Annotated in this window: 17 protein-coding genes; 7 read left to right on the plus strand and 10 right to left on the minus strand. The window is 70.7% G+C overall.

The window, feature by feature from the left end:
- Positions 1-355 precede the first annotated feature (355 nt).
- Entirely contained in the window at positions 356-1483 is a 1128-nt protein-coding gene (gene recA, locus AB0D31_RS16640) for a recombinase RecA (RefSeq protein WP_362722921.1), read from the plus strand.
- Entirely contained in the window at positions 1372-2109 is a 738-nt protein-coding gene (gene recX, locus AB0D31_RS16645) for a recombination regulator RecX (RefSeq protein WP_362723069.1), read from the plus strand. The genes recA and recX overlap by 112 nt, the downstream gene beginning before the upstream one ends.
- A gap of 147 nt (positions 2110-2256) precedes the next feature.
- Here recX and AB0D31_RS16650 read toward each other — a convergent pair whose 3' ends face one another.
- From AB0D31_RS16650 to AB0D31_RS16685, 8 genes are all read right to left on the minus strand, one after another.
- Positions 2257-2664 (minus strand): rhodanese-like domain-containing protein, encoded by a 408-nt coding sequence (locus tag AB0D31_RS16650; RefSeq protein ID WP_362722923.1) that lies wholly within the window; start codon positions 2662-2664, stop codon positions 2257-2259.
- Positions 2661-3194, minus strand: coding sequence for a cysteine dioxygenase (locus AB0D31_RS16655; RefSeq protein ID WP_362722925.1), 534 nt, complete (start codon positions 3192-3194; stop codon positions 2661-2663). The genes AB0D31_RS16650 and AB0D31_RS16655 overlap by 4 nt, the downstream gene beginning before the upstream one ends.
- Before the next feature lie 89 nt (positions 3195-3283).
- On the minus strand, positions 3284-3370 hold the full coding sequence (locus AB0D31_RS16660) for a putative leader peptide (RefSeq protein WP_311605579.1): 87 nt from the start codon (positions 3368-3370) through the stop codon (positions 3284-3286).
- A 218-nt stretch (positions 3371-3588) separates the two neighbouring features.
- Positions 3589-5439 carry an FAD-dependent monooxygenase gene (locus tag AB0D31_RS16665; RefSeq protein WP_362722928.1) on the minus strand — a complete coding sequence of 617 codons (1851 nt, stop codon included), beginning with the start codon at positions 5437-5439 and terminating at the stop codon, positions 3589-3591.
- Between the two features lie 143 nt (positions 5440-5582).
- On the minus strand, positions 5583-6497 hold the full coding sequence (locus AB0D31_RS16670) for an amino acid ABC transporter permease (RefSeq protein ID WP_362722931.1): 915 nt from the start codon (positions 6495-6497) through the stop codon (positions 5583-5585).
- Positions 6494-7141 carry an amino acid ABC transporter permease gene (locus AB0D31_RS16675; protein ID WP_362722934.1) on the minus strand — a complete coding sequence of 216 codons (648 nt, stop codon included), beginning with the start codon at positions 7139-7141 and terminating at the stop codon, positions 6494-6496. Before AB0D31_RS16675 ends, AB0D31_RS16670 begins: the two co-directional genes overlap by 4 nt.
- A 98-nt stretch (positions 7142-7239) precedes the next feature.
- A complete protein-coding gene (locus AB0D31_RS16680) occupies positions 7240-8160 on the minus strand; it encodes a glutamate ABC transporter substrate-binding protein (RefSeq protein ID WP_362722937.1) in 921 nt (306 codons plus the stop codon).
- Positions 8161-8393: 233 nt separating this feature from the next.
- Positions 8394-9179, minus strand: coding sequence for an amino acid ABC transporter ATP-binding protein (locus tag AB0D31_RS16685; protein ID WP_362722940.1), 786 nt, complete (start codon positions 9177-9179; stop codon positions 8394-8396).
- Positions 9180-9514: 335 nt separating this feature from the next.
- Between AB0D31_RS16685 and AB0D31_RS16690 the strand changes: the two genes are divergently transcribed.
- Positions 9515-10216, plus strand: coding sequence for a response regulator transcription factor (locus AB0D31_RS16690; RefSeq protein ID WP_362722942.1), 702 nt, complete (start codon positions 9515-9517; stop codon positions 10214-10216).
- A 15-nt stretch (positions 10217-10231) separates the two neighbouring features.
- Positions 10232-11635 carry a HAMP domain-containing sensor histidine kinase gene (locus tag AB0D31_RS16695; RefSeq protein ID WP_362722944.1) on the plus strand — a complete coding sequence of 468 codons (1404 nt, stop codon included), beginning with the start codon at positions 10232-10234 and terminating at the stop codon, positions 11633-11635.
- Between the two features lie 30 nt (positions 11636-11665).
- Here the strand turns inward: AB0D31_RS16695 and AB0D31_RS16700 are convergent, their stop codons facing one another.
- Positions 11666-12661, minus strand: coding sequence for a TAXI family TRAP transporter solute-binding subunit (locus tag AB0D31_RS16700; protein ID WP_362722947.1), 996 nt, complete (start codon positions 12659-12661; stop codon positions 11666-11668).
- A 69-nt stretch (positions 12662-12730) separates the two neighbouring features.
- Between AB0D31_RS16700 and miaB the strand changes: the two genes are divergently transcribed.
- The 3 genes from miaB to AB0D31_RS16715 are packed head-to-tail and all read left to right on the plus strand — an operon-like array spanning position 12731 to position 15177.
- A complete protein-coding gene (gene miaB, locus AB0D31_RS16705) occupies positions 12731-14218 on the plus strand; it encodes a tRNA (N6-isopentenyl adenosine(37)-C2)-methylthiotransferase MiaB (protein ID WP_362722950.1) in 1488 nt (495 codons plus the stop codon).
- Between the two features lie 33 nt (positions 14219-14251).
- Positions 14252-14455 (plus strand): hypothetical protein, encoded by a 204-nt coding sequence (locus AB0D31_RS16710; protein WP_362722952.1) that lies wholly within the window; start codon positions 14252-14254, stop codon positions 14453-14455.
- Between the two features lie 20 nt (positions 14456-14475).
- Positions 14476-15177, plus strand: coding sequence for a class III extradiol dioxygenase subunit B-like domain-containing protein (locus AB0D31_RS16715; RefSeq protein WP_362722955.1), 702 nt, complete (start codon positions 14476-14478; stop codon positions 15175-15177).
- A 376-nt stretch (positions 15178-15553) separates the two neighbouring features.
- Here the strand turns inward: AB0D31_RS16715 and AB0D31_RS16720 are convergent, their stop codons facing one another.
- A complete protein-coding gene (locus AB0D31_RS16720; protein WP_362722958.1) occupies positions 15554-15841 on the minus strand; it encodes a hypothetical protein in 288 nt (95 codons plus the stop codon).
- Positions 15842-15847 lie beyond the last annotated feature (6 nt).

The raw sequence follows: 15847 nt of genomic DNA on the forward strand, positions 1-15847 counted from the left end.
AGGGCAACGAGTTCTGCATCGACTGACGTGTTGCGGTCGATCCGAGGCCGCATCCCTGAGCCCGCCGGTCCTGCCCGGCGGGCTCAGCAGACTGTCGTGGGCGATAAGCCTGGTTTGTCATGATGGGAAGTACGGCATCGGCGGGACGGAGCGAGGCGCTCCGCTCCGCGTGGTGCGCTTGACACGAAAATCGAACATCCATTCTCATGGGGTTCCGGCCCTGTGTTCACACGGGTTCCACCGTGTTTCCGGTGGAGTTATCCACAGGCTGGAAGGACGCCGGGGCCCATTGTCAGTGGCAGGGGTTAGCGTCTTTGACGTGAAGCGATCGACTCAAGCAAATCGGGTGGAACCCATGGCAGGAACTGACCGCGAGAAGGCGCTCGACGCCGCGCTCGCACAGATTGAACGGCAATTCGGCAAGGGCGCGGTGATGCGCCTGGGCGAGCGGCCGAATGAGCCCATCGAGGTCATCCCCACCGGGTCGACCGCGCTCGACGTGGCGCTCGGCGTCGGCGGCCTGCCGCGCGGCCGCGTCGTGGAGGTCTACGGCCCGGAGTCCTCCGGCAAGACGACCCTGACCCTGCACGCGGTGGCCAACGCACAGAAGCTCGGCGGCTCGGTGGCCTTCATCGACGCCGAGCACGCCCTCGACCCCGAGTACGCCAAGAAGCTCGGCGTCGACATCGACAACCTCATCCTGTCGCAGCCCGACAACGGCGAGCAGGCACTGGAAATCGTCGACATGCTGGTCCGCTCCGGCGCCCTCGACCTGATCGTCATCGACTCCGTGGCGGCCCTGGTGCCGCGCGCGGAAATCGAAGGCGAGATGGGTGACTCGCACGTGGGCCTCCAGGCCCGCCTCATGAGCCAGGCACTCCGGAAGATCACCAGCGCGCTCAACCAGTCGAAGACCACCGCGATCTTCATCAACCAGCTCCGCGAGAAGATCGGCGTCATGTTCGGCTCCCCGGAGACCACCACCGGTGGCCGGGCGCTCAAGTTCTACGCCTCCGTACGTCTCGACATCCGCCGGATCGAGACGCTCAAGGACGGCACCGACGCGGTCGGCAACCGCACCCGCGTCAAGGTCGTCAAGAACAAGGTCGCACCCCCCTTCAAGCAGGCCGAGTTCGACATCCTCTACGGCCAGGGCATCAGCCGCGAGGGCGGCCTGATCGACATGGGCGTCGAGCACGGCTTCGTCCGCAAGGCAGGCGCCTGGTACACCTACGAAGGCGACCAGCTCGGCCAGGGCAAGGAAAACGCCCGCAACTTCCTCAAGGACAACCCGGACCTCGCCAACGAGATCGAGAAGAAGATCCTCGAAAAGCTCGGCGTCGGAGTCCGACCGGAAACCCCGGCCGCCGAATCCGTCAAGGACACCACCACCGCCGACACCGCCCCCGCGACGGACACGGCCGCCGTGCCCGCCCCCGCCGCCAAGGCCAAGACGGCCAAGGCCGCCGCTGCCAAGAGCTAGCGGTGACCCGCAGGACCGAGTGGGCCGACCCCGAGGAACCGGGCCCCCCGCGGGCCCGCTCCCGACGGGGCGGCCCGGACGGCAGGGGCGACGGCACCACCTCGACCAAAGCCGAGAAGGAACCGCCGCCACAGGACCCGGCTGAGCGGGCGCGCGCCATCTGCCTGCGCCTGCTCACCGGGACCCCCCGCACCCGCAAACAACTCGCCGACGCCCTGAAGAAGCGGGAGATCCCCGACGAGATCTCCGAAGAAGTCCTCTCCCGCTTCGAAGAAGTCGGCCTCATCAACGACGCGGCCTTCGCCGACGCCTGGGTGGAGTCCCGCCACCACGGCCGTGGCCTCGCCCGCCGCGCCCTGGCACGCGAACTGCGCACCAAAGGCGTGGACGCCACAGTCGTCGACGAAGCCGTCGCCCAACTCGACTCCGACCGCGAGGAGGAGACAGCCCGCGCCCTCGTGGCACGCAAGCTCCGCTCCACCCGCGGCCTCGACCGCGACCGCCGCCTGCGCCGCCTCGCCGGCATGCTCGCCCGCAAGGGCTACCCGGAGGGCATGGCCCTGCGCGTGGTCCGCCAAGCGCTCCAGCAGGAAGGTGACGACGCGGACGACCTGTACGAACCCTGACCCGCACGACCTGCAGGCGACACCCGGCCCCCGGGGCTCCCCGCCCCCGGCCTGGGGCGGGGAACCCTGCCGAGGACGACCCGCCAGGGGCGCCGGGAACTGAGCCATCAGCACTCCACCGGCCGGCACTCCAAGGCCGGCCTCAGGTCAGCCCGCCGGACGCGTGACAGGCAGACCCTCCGCACGCCACGCCTGGAAACCACCGATCAGATCAGTCGCCCGATACAGCCCCAACTGCCGCAGAGACACCGCCGCGAGAGACGACGCATACCCCTCGTTGCACACCACAACCACGCGCAACCCATGCCCCGTGGCCTCGGCAGCGCGATGACTGCCCAGCGGATCGAGCCGCCACTCCAGCTCATTGCGCTCGACCACCAGAGCCCCCGGGATCAGACCGTCCCGCTCACGCAACGCCGCGTACCGGATGTCCACCACCAGAGCCCCGCCCGCCGCCTCGGCGAACGCCTCCCGCGGCGACAGCCGGTCGAGCCCCGACCGAGCCCGGTCGAGAAGCTCATCGATCCCCACCGGCCGCTCACGTTCCGTACTCACTGCCAGTCCTCCGGACGCTCGACCTTCTCGACCCTCAACACCGCACCCGTGCGGCTGTACCGCCGGATCAACGGCAGCGGCGGATAGTAGGCGTGCACCGAGATCGCATGCCCGGCCCCGGGCACGTTCCGCACCTGGTGCACATGGTGCGGCCCGAACGCCCGGCCCCTCCCCGCCCCCAACTCCCTTGAACGGTCGACCCCTTCGGCCAGCTCCAGCGTCTTCCAGCCCTCCGTGGGCAGCCGGGCCGCCAGCGAGTCCTCACGCAGCGCGCCCGCCGCCGTGGCGAAGGCGCCGTGTGAGCCGCCATGATCGTGCCAACCCGTACCGGTACCGGGCGGCCAGCCGATCAGCCACGCTTCACTGCCGCCGGGGCCGTCGAGCCGGATCCAGGTACGCCCCTCGTCGTCAAGGGGCAGCGAAGCCACCAACGCGGCGTCGGCGGCGGTACGTTGGGCGAAGTCGAGCAGGTCCGCCTCGCTGGGGGCGGACACGGGAGAGCTGACAGATGTGGTTACGGGGTGCGACACGGCAGACCGTCCTGAGGGAGTTCGCGAAGGCGCGCGAGCAGCCGGCAGCGGCACGAGGACGCTGCGGCACGGCGCGAAGGGAAGGCGAATCAGCAGGACGGGCGACACACGCAGCCCGCATAGCGGACGAGGTCCATATGGACCCTCCGCCACAGGCGCACATCGGTGTCGGTCACGCTCCGGAGTAGACCATGAGCGGACGCGCCGGTCAATCGGTGTTCAGATGACGGATATCAGACAGCAGACAGCAGACAGCGAACAGCAGATGACAGCGGGCAGATGACAGCCAGCCGGCAGATGACGGATGGCAGCTGACAGGCGGCCCGGTGCCGTCACGCCAGACCACCGGCGACGATGGGGAGACGGCGGAGGCGGACGGGCGCACCCGCTCACCTCATTCCGCCCTCCGCCCCACCACCTCTCCCACCTGCGCAGCACCAGAGGCACTGGAGGAACCAGAAGCACCAGAAGCGCCAGAGGCACTGGAGGAACCAGAAGCACCAGAAGCGCCAGAGGCACTGGAGGAACCAGAAGCACCAGAAGCGCCAGAAGCGCTGGAGGAACCAGAAGTATCCCGGGCACCACCAATCCCGCCACCCGCACCAACGCCAGCACCCACACCCCCCGCCCCACCAGCGCCAGCAGTCGCACCCGCACCGAGTACCCCGTCGTCACCCCGCCCCGCCCCACCCCGTACCGCCTCCGCGGCCGCGTGCAGCTCTGCCGGGTGTACGCCGTTGAAGGCCGCGGCCAGATGGCCGTCCGGGCGGACGAGGAGGACGGTGTGGGCCGGAGCGCCCGGATACTCCTCGGCCACCAACAGCTCGGCGTCCAGCGGCAGTTCGGACACGGCCGCCGTCAAGCGGGGCATCACCCCCGCCGTGAGCCAATGACGACGGTCCCAGACCGCGGTCCCCGGCGCGACCAGAACCACCAGCAGCTTCCCCCTGCCCAGCCGCTCCCACAGCCCGGCGGCGGAACCGTCGGGAGCCGTCACCCGCACGTCCGAGACCGGCCCACCCGTCGTCGTCCCCACCGCGATGTGCGACTCGGCCGGCTCCGGCGCCAGCGGCGAATCCCGGTGGCACGCGGGCGCCCCGAGCGGACCAAGCCCCAGCTGCCCATCGGCCACCAGCGCGTCGTGAGCCCGCGCGGTGCCCGGAATCCAGCCGCGCAGCCCCGCCCCGCCCCGCAGCACCGGCAACGACTGGTCGGCCGCCCGCAGCCGGGCCGCCACCGCCGTACGCCGCTCCGTCTGATAACTGTCCAGGAGCGCCTCGCACGGACCGTCGTGCCACGCCCGGGCCAGCTTCCACGACAGGTTCTGCGCGTCCCGCAGCCCCTCGTCCAGGACCTGCGTCCCCAACGCGCCCAGCAGATGCGCCGCATCCCCGGCCAGGAACGCCCGCCGCACCCGCCAGCGCCGGGCCAGCCGGTGATGGACGGTGTGGACACCCGTGTCGAGCAGGTCGTACTGGGGCGTCGCGCCGTCACACCAGCCGCCCAGCGTGTCCCGGACCCGTCCCACCAGGGCGTCCGGCGTGACCAGTTCGGCGCGCGGCGGCAGCAGCCAGTCCAGCCGCCAGATCCCGCCCGGCAAAGGACGCGCCGTCACCTCGTCGCCGCCGGCCCGCCACGGCGGCAGCCGGTGCAGCAACGCCTCACCGGGCCAGGGCAGTTCGGCCCGCAACGCCACCACCGCCTGGCGCTCCACCGCTGTACGGCCCGCGAAACGCACATCGAGCAGCTTGCGGACCGTGGAGCGGGCGCCGTCGCAGCCCACCACGTAGCTGCCGCGCCACCACGTCGCACCCGGCCCCGAGGTGTGGGCGGACACGCCCTGAGCGTCCTGCTCCAGCCGATCCAGACGGCTGTGCGTGACCAGACGCACCAGACCGGACGCGGCAAGGGCCGCCCGCAGGCCCCGTACCAGGGCGTGCTGCGGCACATGCACCGGCGACGGGCCGCCGTCCCGGCCCTCGCCGAACTCGACGCGCCGCAACAGCTGACCCCGCCGCATCGACCGCCACGCCACGAAGCGGGCGCCGTCGTCCGTCACGGCCCGGCACCCCACACCCGTCACGAACGCGGCGGTGTCCGGGCGCAGTACGACGGTACGGACCGGGCGCGGCTCCTGAGACCCCGTCCCCTCGTCCAGCACCACGGACGGCACACCCTGCGCGGCCAGGGACAACGCCAGCACCAGCCCCACCGGACCGGCGCCGACGACGATCACCGGGTCCACGGCGTGGCTCCTGGTGAACGTCGGGACGGCTTGCAGGTGGCGCGGGGAACCCGGTGCACGATCACAGAACGTATGCAACCCACTGCGCGTGCTTGCGTCAAGTGACGGAGGCAGCGACGCGGACGTCACTGCCTCATATGCCGTCAGTTCGTCGCTTCACGCGCCCCATCGGCCCCCAGCGCCCCCTCGGACGCCACGACCGCGGCGGGCCCGGCCGCGGTGACCGGAGCGACCGCCGTGCCCATGGAGATCCCGGTCTTCGCCCGCCGCCCGCGCTTCTCGATCCACGTCGCGAGCGCCGCGAGCAACAGACACATCGCCACATAGATCGTGCCGATGACCACAATGGTCGACACATACGGGTACGCGCCGTCGACCTGCGTGTTGCTCGCGATCAGACGGGCCGTCTGAAGGAGCTCCGGGTACAGGATGATGAAGCCGAGCGAGGTGTCCTTCAGGGTGACGACGAGCTGGCTGATGATCGTCGGCAGCATCGCGCGCACCGCCTGCGGCATCAGGACACTGGCCATCACCTGCGTCTTGCTCATGCCGAGCGCGTACGCCGCCTCACGCTGCCCCTTCGGCACGGAATTGACGCCGGCCCGCAGCACCTCCGCCTGGACACAGCCGTTGTAGATCGACAGGCCGAGCGCCAGCGCCCACATCGAGTAGTCGGTGAGGAACCCTATCCACACCCCGTAGATCGTGATGAGCAGCGGGATGGAACGGAACAGCTCGATGAACGCGGTCGCCGCCCAGCGGACCGGCTTGTGATCCGACATCCGCGCCACGGCGAGCAGCACGCCCAGCACCAGCGAGCCGACGGCCGCAAGACCGAACGCCTTCAAGGTGGCGAGGACCGCGTCGGCGATGTTCTGCCGGATGCCCGCGTAGTTGAAGATGTCCCACATGCCGTAGTCGAGGTCGCCCTTGTCCGACAGCCGCACCACGGCGACGACGACCAGGCCGATCAGGACGACCGTGCCGATGACGGCGTAGATCCGGTTGCGGACGACGGCCTTGGGGCCGGGGGCGTCGAAGAGAACGCTGGCACTCATCGGGCGACCTCCATGCGGCGCTCCAGGAGACGGAAGAGGCCACTGATCGCGAAGGTGACGATCAGATAGCCGAGGGCGACCCAGAGGAAGACGGGCACGATGGCGTAACCGTCCTCGCTCATCAGCTTCTGCCAGCCGAACAGCTCGGCGACGCTGAAGGCACCGGCGATCGCCGAGTTCTTGGTGAGCGCGATGAAGATGGAGCTCAGCGGCGGGATCACCGTCCGCGTCGCCTGCGGCAGCACGATCAGGCTCAGGGTCTGCGGAAAGCTCATGCCGAGGGAACGGGCCGCCTCCGCCTGCCCCAGCGGCACGGTACTGATGCCCGACCTGACGGCCTCACAGACGAACGACGCCGTGTAGAAACCGAGCGCGAGCGAACCCAGCAGGAAGGGGCTCATCCCGGGGAAGAAGATCTCCGGTACGACGAAGAAGGAGACCAGGAAGAGCAGCGTCAGCGGAGTGTTGCGCAGCAGCGTCACCCAGGCGGTGCCGAAGAACCGCAGCGGCGGCACGGGCGAGACCCGGAAACCGGCGAGCAACAGTCCGAGGACCAGCGCGATGACCGAGCTGACGACGGTGATCTCCACCGTGCCTATGAAGCCGTCGCGGAACTCCGCGAAATGGTCGAGCAGTACGTTCATGAGGTCTCCGCGTCGGCGGGCAGCGGCTGGGTCGTCGGGCAGGGCCGGGGCGCCCCGTACCGGGTACGGGGCGCGTCAAACGGCTGAGCGGGGGACCGTCAGTAACGGACGACGGTCGGCGGGGCGGTGTAGGTGGAGCCGGACAGGCCGAGCGTCGCGTCGTAGATCTTCTTGTACGTGCCGTCCTGCTCGTGCTTCTCCAGCGAGGAGTCGACGAAGTCGCGCAGCGCCTTGTCGTCCTTGTTCATGCCGATGCCGTACGGCTCCTCGGTGAACGGCTTGCCGACCACGCGGAGCTTGCCCTTGTTCTTCGCGGCGTAGCCCTTGAGGATCGCGTCGTCGGTGGTGACCGCGTCGACCTGCTTGGTCAGGAGCTGCTGCACACAGTCCGAGTACTTGGAGAGCTCGACCACGGAGGCGCCGTACTCGGGCTTCTTGATCTCCTGAAGCGGCGTGGAGCCGACGATCGAGCAGACCTTCTTGCCCTTGACGGACTCCTTGCCCGTGATCGACGTGTCGTCCTTGCGGACGAGGAGGTCGGCGCCGGCCTTGTAGTACGGGCCGGCGAAGCCGACCTGCTGCTTGCGCTTGTCGTTGATCGTGTAGGTGCCGACGTAGTAGTCGACCTGGCCCTTGGAGATCGCGGTCTCGCGGACCCCGGAGTCGACGGTCTTCCACTCGATCTGGTCGTCCTTGAAGCCCAGGTCGGCGGCGATCATCTTGGCGATCTCGACGTCGAAGCCGGACCGCACACGCGTCGACTGGTCCTCGAAGCCCAGGTAGGGCTGGTCGGCCTTGGAGCCGATGATGAGCTTGCCGCGGGCCTTGGCCGCCTTGAAGGTCGGCGAGTCGAGGGTGACGTTGGACGCCACGGCGTACGTCGGAAGCTTCGGCGCGTCGCTGGCGCCCGGCTGTGCGGCCTGCTTGTCGCCCGCGGAGCCGGACTTGCCGCCACAGGCGGTCGCGGTCAGGGCGAGGGCGGCGATCGCCGCGACGGCGGCGTACTTGCGGAGCATCATGGCGGACATTCCTTGCGTCGTTGGTCGTTGATCGTCATCGGGCGGCCGTCAAGTGCGCGGCAGTGATGGACAGTTGACAGTGGATCTCTGTCATCTGTCACCTGTTGTCATCTGTCGTGACCTGCTTGTGGCCGACAGCCGCCGGGCGCGCCGGCGCCGGTGGGTGCGGGCGCCACGTCGTGTGGGCGCCGGTGGTACGGGCCCCGCCGGTACCGGCGGCGGTGGCGCGTGCGTCAGTGGTGCAGGATCTTCGACAGGAAGTCCTTGGCCCGGTCGCTGCGCGGGTTGCTGAAGAACTGGTCGGGAACGGCCTCTTCGACGATCTTTCCGTCGGCCATGAAGACGACCCGGTTGGCCGCGGAGCGCGCGAAGCCCATCTCGTGGGTGACGACGACCATCGTCATGCCGTCCCGCGCCAGCTGCTGCATGACTTCGAGGACCTCGTTGATCATCTCCGGGTCCAGCGCCGAGGTGGGCTCGTCGAAGAGCATCACCTTCGGGTCCATCGCCAACGCCCGGGCGATCGCGACGCGTTGCTGCTGACCGCCGGAGAGCTGCGCCGGGTACTTGTCGGCCTGGGTGCCCACGCCGACCCGGTCGAGCAGGGCGCGCGCCTTCTGCTCCGCCGCGGCCTTGTCGGTCTTGCGGACCTTGACCTGGCCCAGCATCACGTTCTCCAGCACCGTCTTGTGCGCGAAGAGGTTGAACGACTGGAAGACCATGCCGACATCGGCACGCAGCCGCGCCAGTTCCTTGCCCTCCTGGGGCAGCGGCTTGCCGTCGATCGAGATCGCCCCGGAATCGATCGTCTCCAGGCGGTTGATGGTGCGGCACAGCGTGGACTTCCCGGACCCCGAAGGCCCGATGACGACGACGACCTCGCCACGGGCGATGGTCAGATCGATGTCCTGGAGCACATGCAGCGCGCCGAAGTGCTTGTTGACGTTGTTCAGCACGACCAGGTCACCCGACGCCGGTACGGCGTCCTCGGTCCCCTTGGCCACTGATACTCCGCTCATCGGCTTCTTGCTCCGTCCTCCTCGGTTGGGGAGGAACGTAGTGGTCGGGTGTGACCAGCGTCATTACATCTGAGCGGAACTTGAGGATAACGATCTGGTCGCGCGGGAGCACGCTCGGTGAGCGGGCACCCCCGGGGAGTACCGGCTCCGTAACGGATGGTGTGAACGGGCGGGCGCCCCCTTGACCGAAGCGGCGACCATGAGCATGGATTCGGGAGTACATGTCGAGGCGCGGTCGGTGAACACGCGCAGACGAAACAGAGACGGCGACGCCCCACCCCTGCCCACGGGATCCGGCGCGCACCGAGGGATCAGAGGGACCGGTGAGGGGGGCCATGAGACTGCTGCTCGTCGAGGACGACGACCACGTCGCCGCCGCCCTGTCCGCGGTGCTCGCCAAGCACGGCTTCCAGGTGAAGCACGCGCGCAACGGCGAGGAGGCGCTGCAGGCCCTCCTCCCGGACGAGCACAGCGCCGCCTCACCCTTCGGTGTGGTCCTGCTCGACCTGGGCCTGCCCGACCAGGACGGCTACGAGGTGTGCGGCAAGATCCGCAAGCGCACCGCCACCCCGGTGATCATGGTGACGGCCCGCGCCGACGTCCGTTCGCGCATCCACGGCCTCAACCTGGGCGCCGACGACTACGTGGTCAAGCCCTACGACACCGGCGAACTCATCGCCCGTATCCACGCGGTCATCCGACGCCCCCCGCCGGGCGCCACGACCGGCCCGGACGACGGCGAACTGGCCCTGGGCCGGGTCCGGATCGAGCTGCCCACCCGCCGGGTCAGCGTCGACGGCGAGAGCGTGCAGCTGACCCGCAAGGAGTTCGATCTGCTGGCGCTGCTCGCCCAGCGCCCGGGCGTCGTCTTCCGCCGGGAGCAGATCATCAGCGAGGTGTGGCGCACCAGTTGGGAAGGGACCGGCCGCACCCTCGAAGTGCACGTCGCGTCCCTGCGCTCCAAACTCCGTATGCCCGCGCTGATCGAGACCGTGCGCGGCGTGGGCTACCGGCTCGTCGCGCCGGCCACGCACTGAGACCCGAGCCGCCCGGTGCGCACGCGACTTCTGCCGCTTCTGATCTTCCTGCTCGCGCTCGTCCTGGTCGCGTTCGGCTTCCCGCTCGCCCTGAGCGTGGCCCGCGCGGCGCAGCAGCGGGTGGTCGTCGACCGGATCGACGACACGGCGCGCTTCGCCGCGCTCGCACAATTCGTCACCGCCCCCGACGGCAACGACACCAACAGCGCGGAACGGCTCACCACCCTGGAGGAGGAACTCACCCGCTACTCGACCCTGTACGGGATCAAGGCGGGCGTCTTCTTCCGCAACGGCAGCGCCATGGCGAGCGCCCCCGCCGGCTGGCGCGTGCCCGCCAAGGGCCAGGGGTACGTCGCCTTCCACGAAGCCCTCGCGGGGCGCCGCAGCCACGACCCGGCCCAGGTGTGGCCATGGCAGGAGGGCCGCCTGGTGGTCGCCTCGCCCGTGGTGCGCGAGGGCGACGTGATCGCGGTCGTCGTCACCGACTCACCCACCGGACGCATGCGTTCCGGCACCCTGCACGGCTGGCTCCTCATCGCGGCGGGCGAACTGGCGGCCATGCTGGTGGCGATCGGCGCGGCATTCCGCCTGACCGGATGGGTGCTCCGCCCCGTACGCGTCCTGGACGCCGTCACCCACGACATCGCCACCGGACGCATGAACTCACGGGTCGCCGCCGCCGGCGGCCCCCCGGAACTTCAAAGGCTGGCCCACTCGTTCAACGAAATGGCCGACAACGTCGAAGAAGTCCTCGAACAGCAGCGCGCCTTCGTCGCCGACGCCTCGCACCAGCTGCGCAACCCGCTCTCCGCGCTGCTGCTGCGCATCGAGCTCCTCGCCCTCGAACTCCCCGAGGGCAACGAGGAGATCGCCTCGGTACGCACCGAGGGCAAGCGCCTCGCCCAGGTCCTCGACGACCTGCTGGGCCTGGCGCTCGCCGAACACGCATCGGCCGACCTCAAGCTCACCGATGTCGGGGCGCTCGTGGGCGAGCGGGTGGCCGCCTGGCGCCCCCTCGCCGAGGACAAGGGCGTACGGCTCATCGCGGACGGCTCGGCCGCGGCCACCGGCTGGGCGGACTCGGTCGCCCTGTCCAGCGCCCTGGACGCCGTCATCGACAACGCCCTGAAGTTCACGCCGGCGGGCGAGGAGGTGCGGGTCACCGTCGCGGTCGAGGGAGCGCGGGTCACCGTCACGGTCGGCGACCGGGGCCCGGGGCTGTCCGACGACGAGCTCGGCCGCATCGGCGACCGCTTCTGGCGCGCCGGCCGCCACCAGAACGTCAAGGGCTCCGGCCTCGGCCTGTCCATCTCCCGCGCCCTGCTCGCCGCGGGCGACGGCACCCTGTCCTACGCCCACCAGGAACCGCATGGCCTGCGCGTGACGGTCAGCGTGCCGCGTACGCAACCGGACGCCTGACCACCGACAGCGCCGCGCCGTCCGCCGCGCTCACGGCTTGACCGAGCGGTAGTAGTCGCGGGCCCCGTCGTGGAGCGGCAGGGGATTGGTGTAGATCGCCGTCCGCAGGTCCACCAGTTGCGCGGCGTGCACCTCACGGCCGATGCGGTCGCGGCTGTTTATCACCGTGCGGGTGAAGCCCTCGGTCAGCGCGGCGCCGGTGCGGTCCGTGGTCACCAGGAGGTTCGCGACGGCGATCGTCGGCACGGGCACGCCGCGCTGGGCCTGCGGGTAGGCGTCGGCCGGCATGGTCGCCGCCCGGTAGTAGCCGGTGCTGCCGTCCGCCTTGTGCAGCGCCGACACCAGGTCTGCGAGCGGGACCAGGCGGATCGGGTACGCCTCCGACAGCTTCAGGACGGCCGTGGTCGGCAGCCCGCCGGACCAGAAGAACGCGTCGATCCGATGGCCGCGCAGCAGCCCCGGCATGGTGTCGATGCCGGCCGGGACCGGGGTGATGTCCTTCTGCGGATCCAGGCCGGCGGCCGGCAGGAGGCGGTCGGCGAGGAGCCGCACACCCGAGCCGTCCTGGCCGACGGCGACCCGCTTGCCACGCAGGTCCGCCACCGACCGCACGGGGGAGTCCTTCGCCACCACCAGCTGCACGTAGTCGTCGTACAGCCGGGCACAGCCGCGCAGCTCGTCCGCGCCCGGCTTGTCGTCCTTGCGGAACTTGTCGACGGAGTCCGCCGTGGCGATGGTGAAGTCGGAGACGCCGTCGGCGACCCGCTGAAGGTTCTGCTGCGAGCCCTCGCTGGTGCGCAGCTCGACGCGGACGTCGGGCAGATCACTGGCGAGGGCCTGCCGCAGCAGCTCGCCGTAGCGCTGGTACACGCCGGTGCGTACGCCCGTACTGATGTCGATCGTGCCGGACGGTGCCGGGCTGCCGAACGGGACCAGCCACCACACGAGCAGCCCGATCGCCGCGACGAGGGCGCCGGCCCCTTGAAGGGCGCGCTTGCGGGGAAGCCGGGGCAGGGCGGGAAGCATGGCTGGATCCTGCCAGTTGATCGCCCGCGAGGACCAGGGGGTGGCGGGCCCCGTACCCTGGTGTGCGAGATGAGTGCGAAGACCTACGAGGTGCGCACCTACGGGTGCCAGATGAACGTCCACGACTCCGAGCGGCTGTCCGGCCTCCTTGAGGGAGCCGGCTACGTCCGCGCGCCCGAGGGCGCCGACGGGGATGCCGACGTCGTCGTCTTCAACACCTGCGCGGTGCGGGAGAACGCCGACAACAAGCTGTACGGCAATCTCGGCAGGCTCGCCCCGATGAAGACGAAGCGGCCCGGCATGCAGATCGCCGTCGGCGGCTGCCTCGCCCAGAAGGACCGCGACACCATCGTGCAGCGGGCCCCCTGGGTCGATGTCGTCTTCGGCACGCACAACATCGGCAAGCTGCCGGTGCTCCTGGAGCGCGCCCGCATCCAGGAGGAGGCGCAGGTCGAGATCGCCGAGTCCCTGGAAGCGTTCCCCTCCACGCTGCCGACACGGCGCGAATCGGCGTACGCGGCGTGGGTGTCCATCTCGGTGGGCTGCAACAACACGTGCACCTTCTGCATCGTCCCGGCGCTGCGCGGCAAGGAGAGGGACCGCCGTCCCGGCGACATCCTGGCCGAGATCGAAGCGCTGGTCGGCGAGGGCGTCTCCGAGATCACGCTGCTCGGACAGAACGTCAACGCCTACGGCTCGGACATCGGCGACCGCGAGGCGTTCAGCAAGCTGCTGCGCGCCTGCGGGTCCATCGAGGGCCTGGAGCGGGTCCGTTTCACCTCGCCGCATCCGCGCGACTTCACCGACGACGTGATCGCCGCCATGGCCGAGACCCCGAACGTGATGCCGCAGCTGCACATGCCGCTCCAGTCCGGTTCGGACACGATCCTCAAGGCGATGCGCCGCTCCTACCGGCAGGAGCGTTTCCTCGGGATCATCGAGAAGGTACGCGCCGCCATTCCGCACGCCGCGATCTCCACCGACATCATCGTGGGCTTCCCCGGCGAGACCGAGGAGGACTTCGAGCAGACCATGCACACGGTCCGCGAGGCCCGCTTCGCCAACGCCTTCACCTTCCAGTACTCCAAGCGCCCCGGCACGCCCGCGGCGACCATGGAGGGGCAGATCCCCAAGGAGGTCGTGCAGGAGCGCTACATGCGCCTGTCGGCGCTTCAGGAGGAGATCTCCTGGGAGGAGAACAAGAAGCAGGTCGGCCGCGTCATCGACGTCATGGTCGCCGAGGGAGAGGGCCGCAAGGACGGCTCCACGCAGCGCCTGTCCGGGCGCGCCCCCGACAACCGTCTCGTCCACTTCACCAAGCCCGACCAGGACGTGCGCCCCGGCGACGTGGTGACCGTCGAGATCACCTACGCCGCCCCCCACCACCTCCTCGCCGAAGGCCCCACGGACGCGGTGCGCCGCACCCGCGCCGGAGACGCCTGGGAGAAGCGCACCGCGGCCCCCGCCGCGAAGCCCGCCGGCGTGCTGCTCGGGCTGCCGTCGATCGGCGCCCCGGCACCGCTGCCGGAGCCCACGGGGGGCTGCTCGGTCGTATAGCCCCGAGGGGCTCGGGAAGTTTGGGCCGGGCCCGTGCACCGAGCGGTCGTTTCCGTCGGCTCGGGTGCTTGCGTCGTCGAGGTCGAGGTCGAGGTCGAGGGTGACGTCCAGGACGAGGCCGAGGGTGACGCCCAGGTCGACCGCGACGTGCACGTCGCGGTCGCGGCAGCGTTCGCCGGGCAGGGCAGGGCAGGGCCCGGCCGCGGGCGGCAGGGCAGGCAGGGCCGGGGCCGGTGAACGGGACTAGGCTGCGGATCATGCTCGTAGCCGCCGCTGTCTGCCCCTGCCCGCCCCTCCTCGTGCCCGAGGTCGCCGCCGGTGCCGCGCCGGAGCTCGACGCGGCACGCGATGCCTGCGCCGACGCGCTCGGCGTGCTCGCCGCGTCCAGGCCCGACCTCCTCGTCGTGGTCGGCCCCGCGCAGGAAGGCGGCACATTCCGGCAGGGGTCGGCCGGCACGTTCGCCGGGTTCGGCGTGGACCTTTCGGTACGCCTGGGAGCGGGCGAACCCGGGGCGCGGCCGCTTCCCGCCTCGCTCGCGGTCGGCGCCTGGCTCCTTGAGCGGGCCGGCTGGGCCGACGCGCCGGTCCAGGGGCTCGCCGTGGCCGAGGGGCTGAAGCCCGAGCAGTGCGCGGCCGCGGGCGAGGAACTCGCCGCCAAGGCCGGCCGGGTCGCGCTCCTGGTGATGGGCGACGGCAGTGCCTGCCGCACCCTCAAGGCGCCCGGCTATCTCGACGAGCGCGCCGCGGCCTTCGACCGGGCGGCCGCGCAGGCGCTTGGCACCGCCGACATCACCACCCTGGCGGGTCTTGACGTCGCGCTGGCGCACGAGCTGAAGGCGGCGGGCCGCGCACCCTGGCAGGTCCTCGCGGGGGCCGCGGGCGACGCCGCTCTCGCCGGCCGGCTGCTCCATGACGACGCGCCGTACGGAGTCGGCTACTTCGTGGCCGTCTGGTCCTGAAACCCGGCCGGGCGCGGGCCGGTCCTGTAACCGGGCGGGCGCCCACGCCCGTGTCGGGGATTCGGCAGCCCGAATCGGCTTGCCGGTAAGCCACTTGGCGATCCGATGACACCCCGGAGGGCCGTGGAGCAGGTGGCTCCACGGCCCTCCGGCGCGCGTGGCGCACGCCGTGGACGCGGACGGCGGGGTGCCGTCAGTGCCCTGGTGGCCGTGGACCGCCGGCGATACGGGCGGCCATGTACAGACGGCCACGTACAGCCGGCCACGTGCGGGTACCCACGTACAACCGGCCACGTAGGGGCGGCCACGTACGGGTGCGCGCATGCACGGGTGCCCGTGTACGGCCGGCCATGTACGGGCCCCGCGGTGTGCGGACCTACTGGCGGGCGCCTTCGCCGGCCTCATTGTCCGCGGCTTCCTCGGCGGACTGCTGCTTGGGGATCTCGACCCCCTCGGCGACCGCGCCCTCCGCGGGCTCGGCCGCGCCGCTCCCCGTGGCGGCCTCGGCACCCGCGACACCCGCGGGCTCTTCGGCCCCGGCGGCCGCTGCGCAGCAGCCGGCCGCGGCGGACTCGCCCTCGGCCTCCGGCTCCGCCGTCACCGTGGCGGCCGAGGTCTCCTCGGTCGGCTTCGCGACAGCCGCGTCGGCCTTACGGCGAAACATCGAAAA

This window comes from Streptomyces sp. NPDC048361 (assembly GCF_040651795.1).
Taxonomy (GTDB): Bacteria; Actinomycetota; Actinomycetes; order Streptomycetales; family Streptomycetaceae; genus Streptomyces.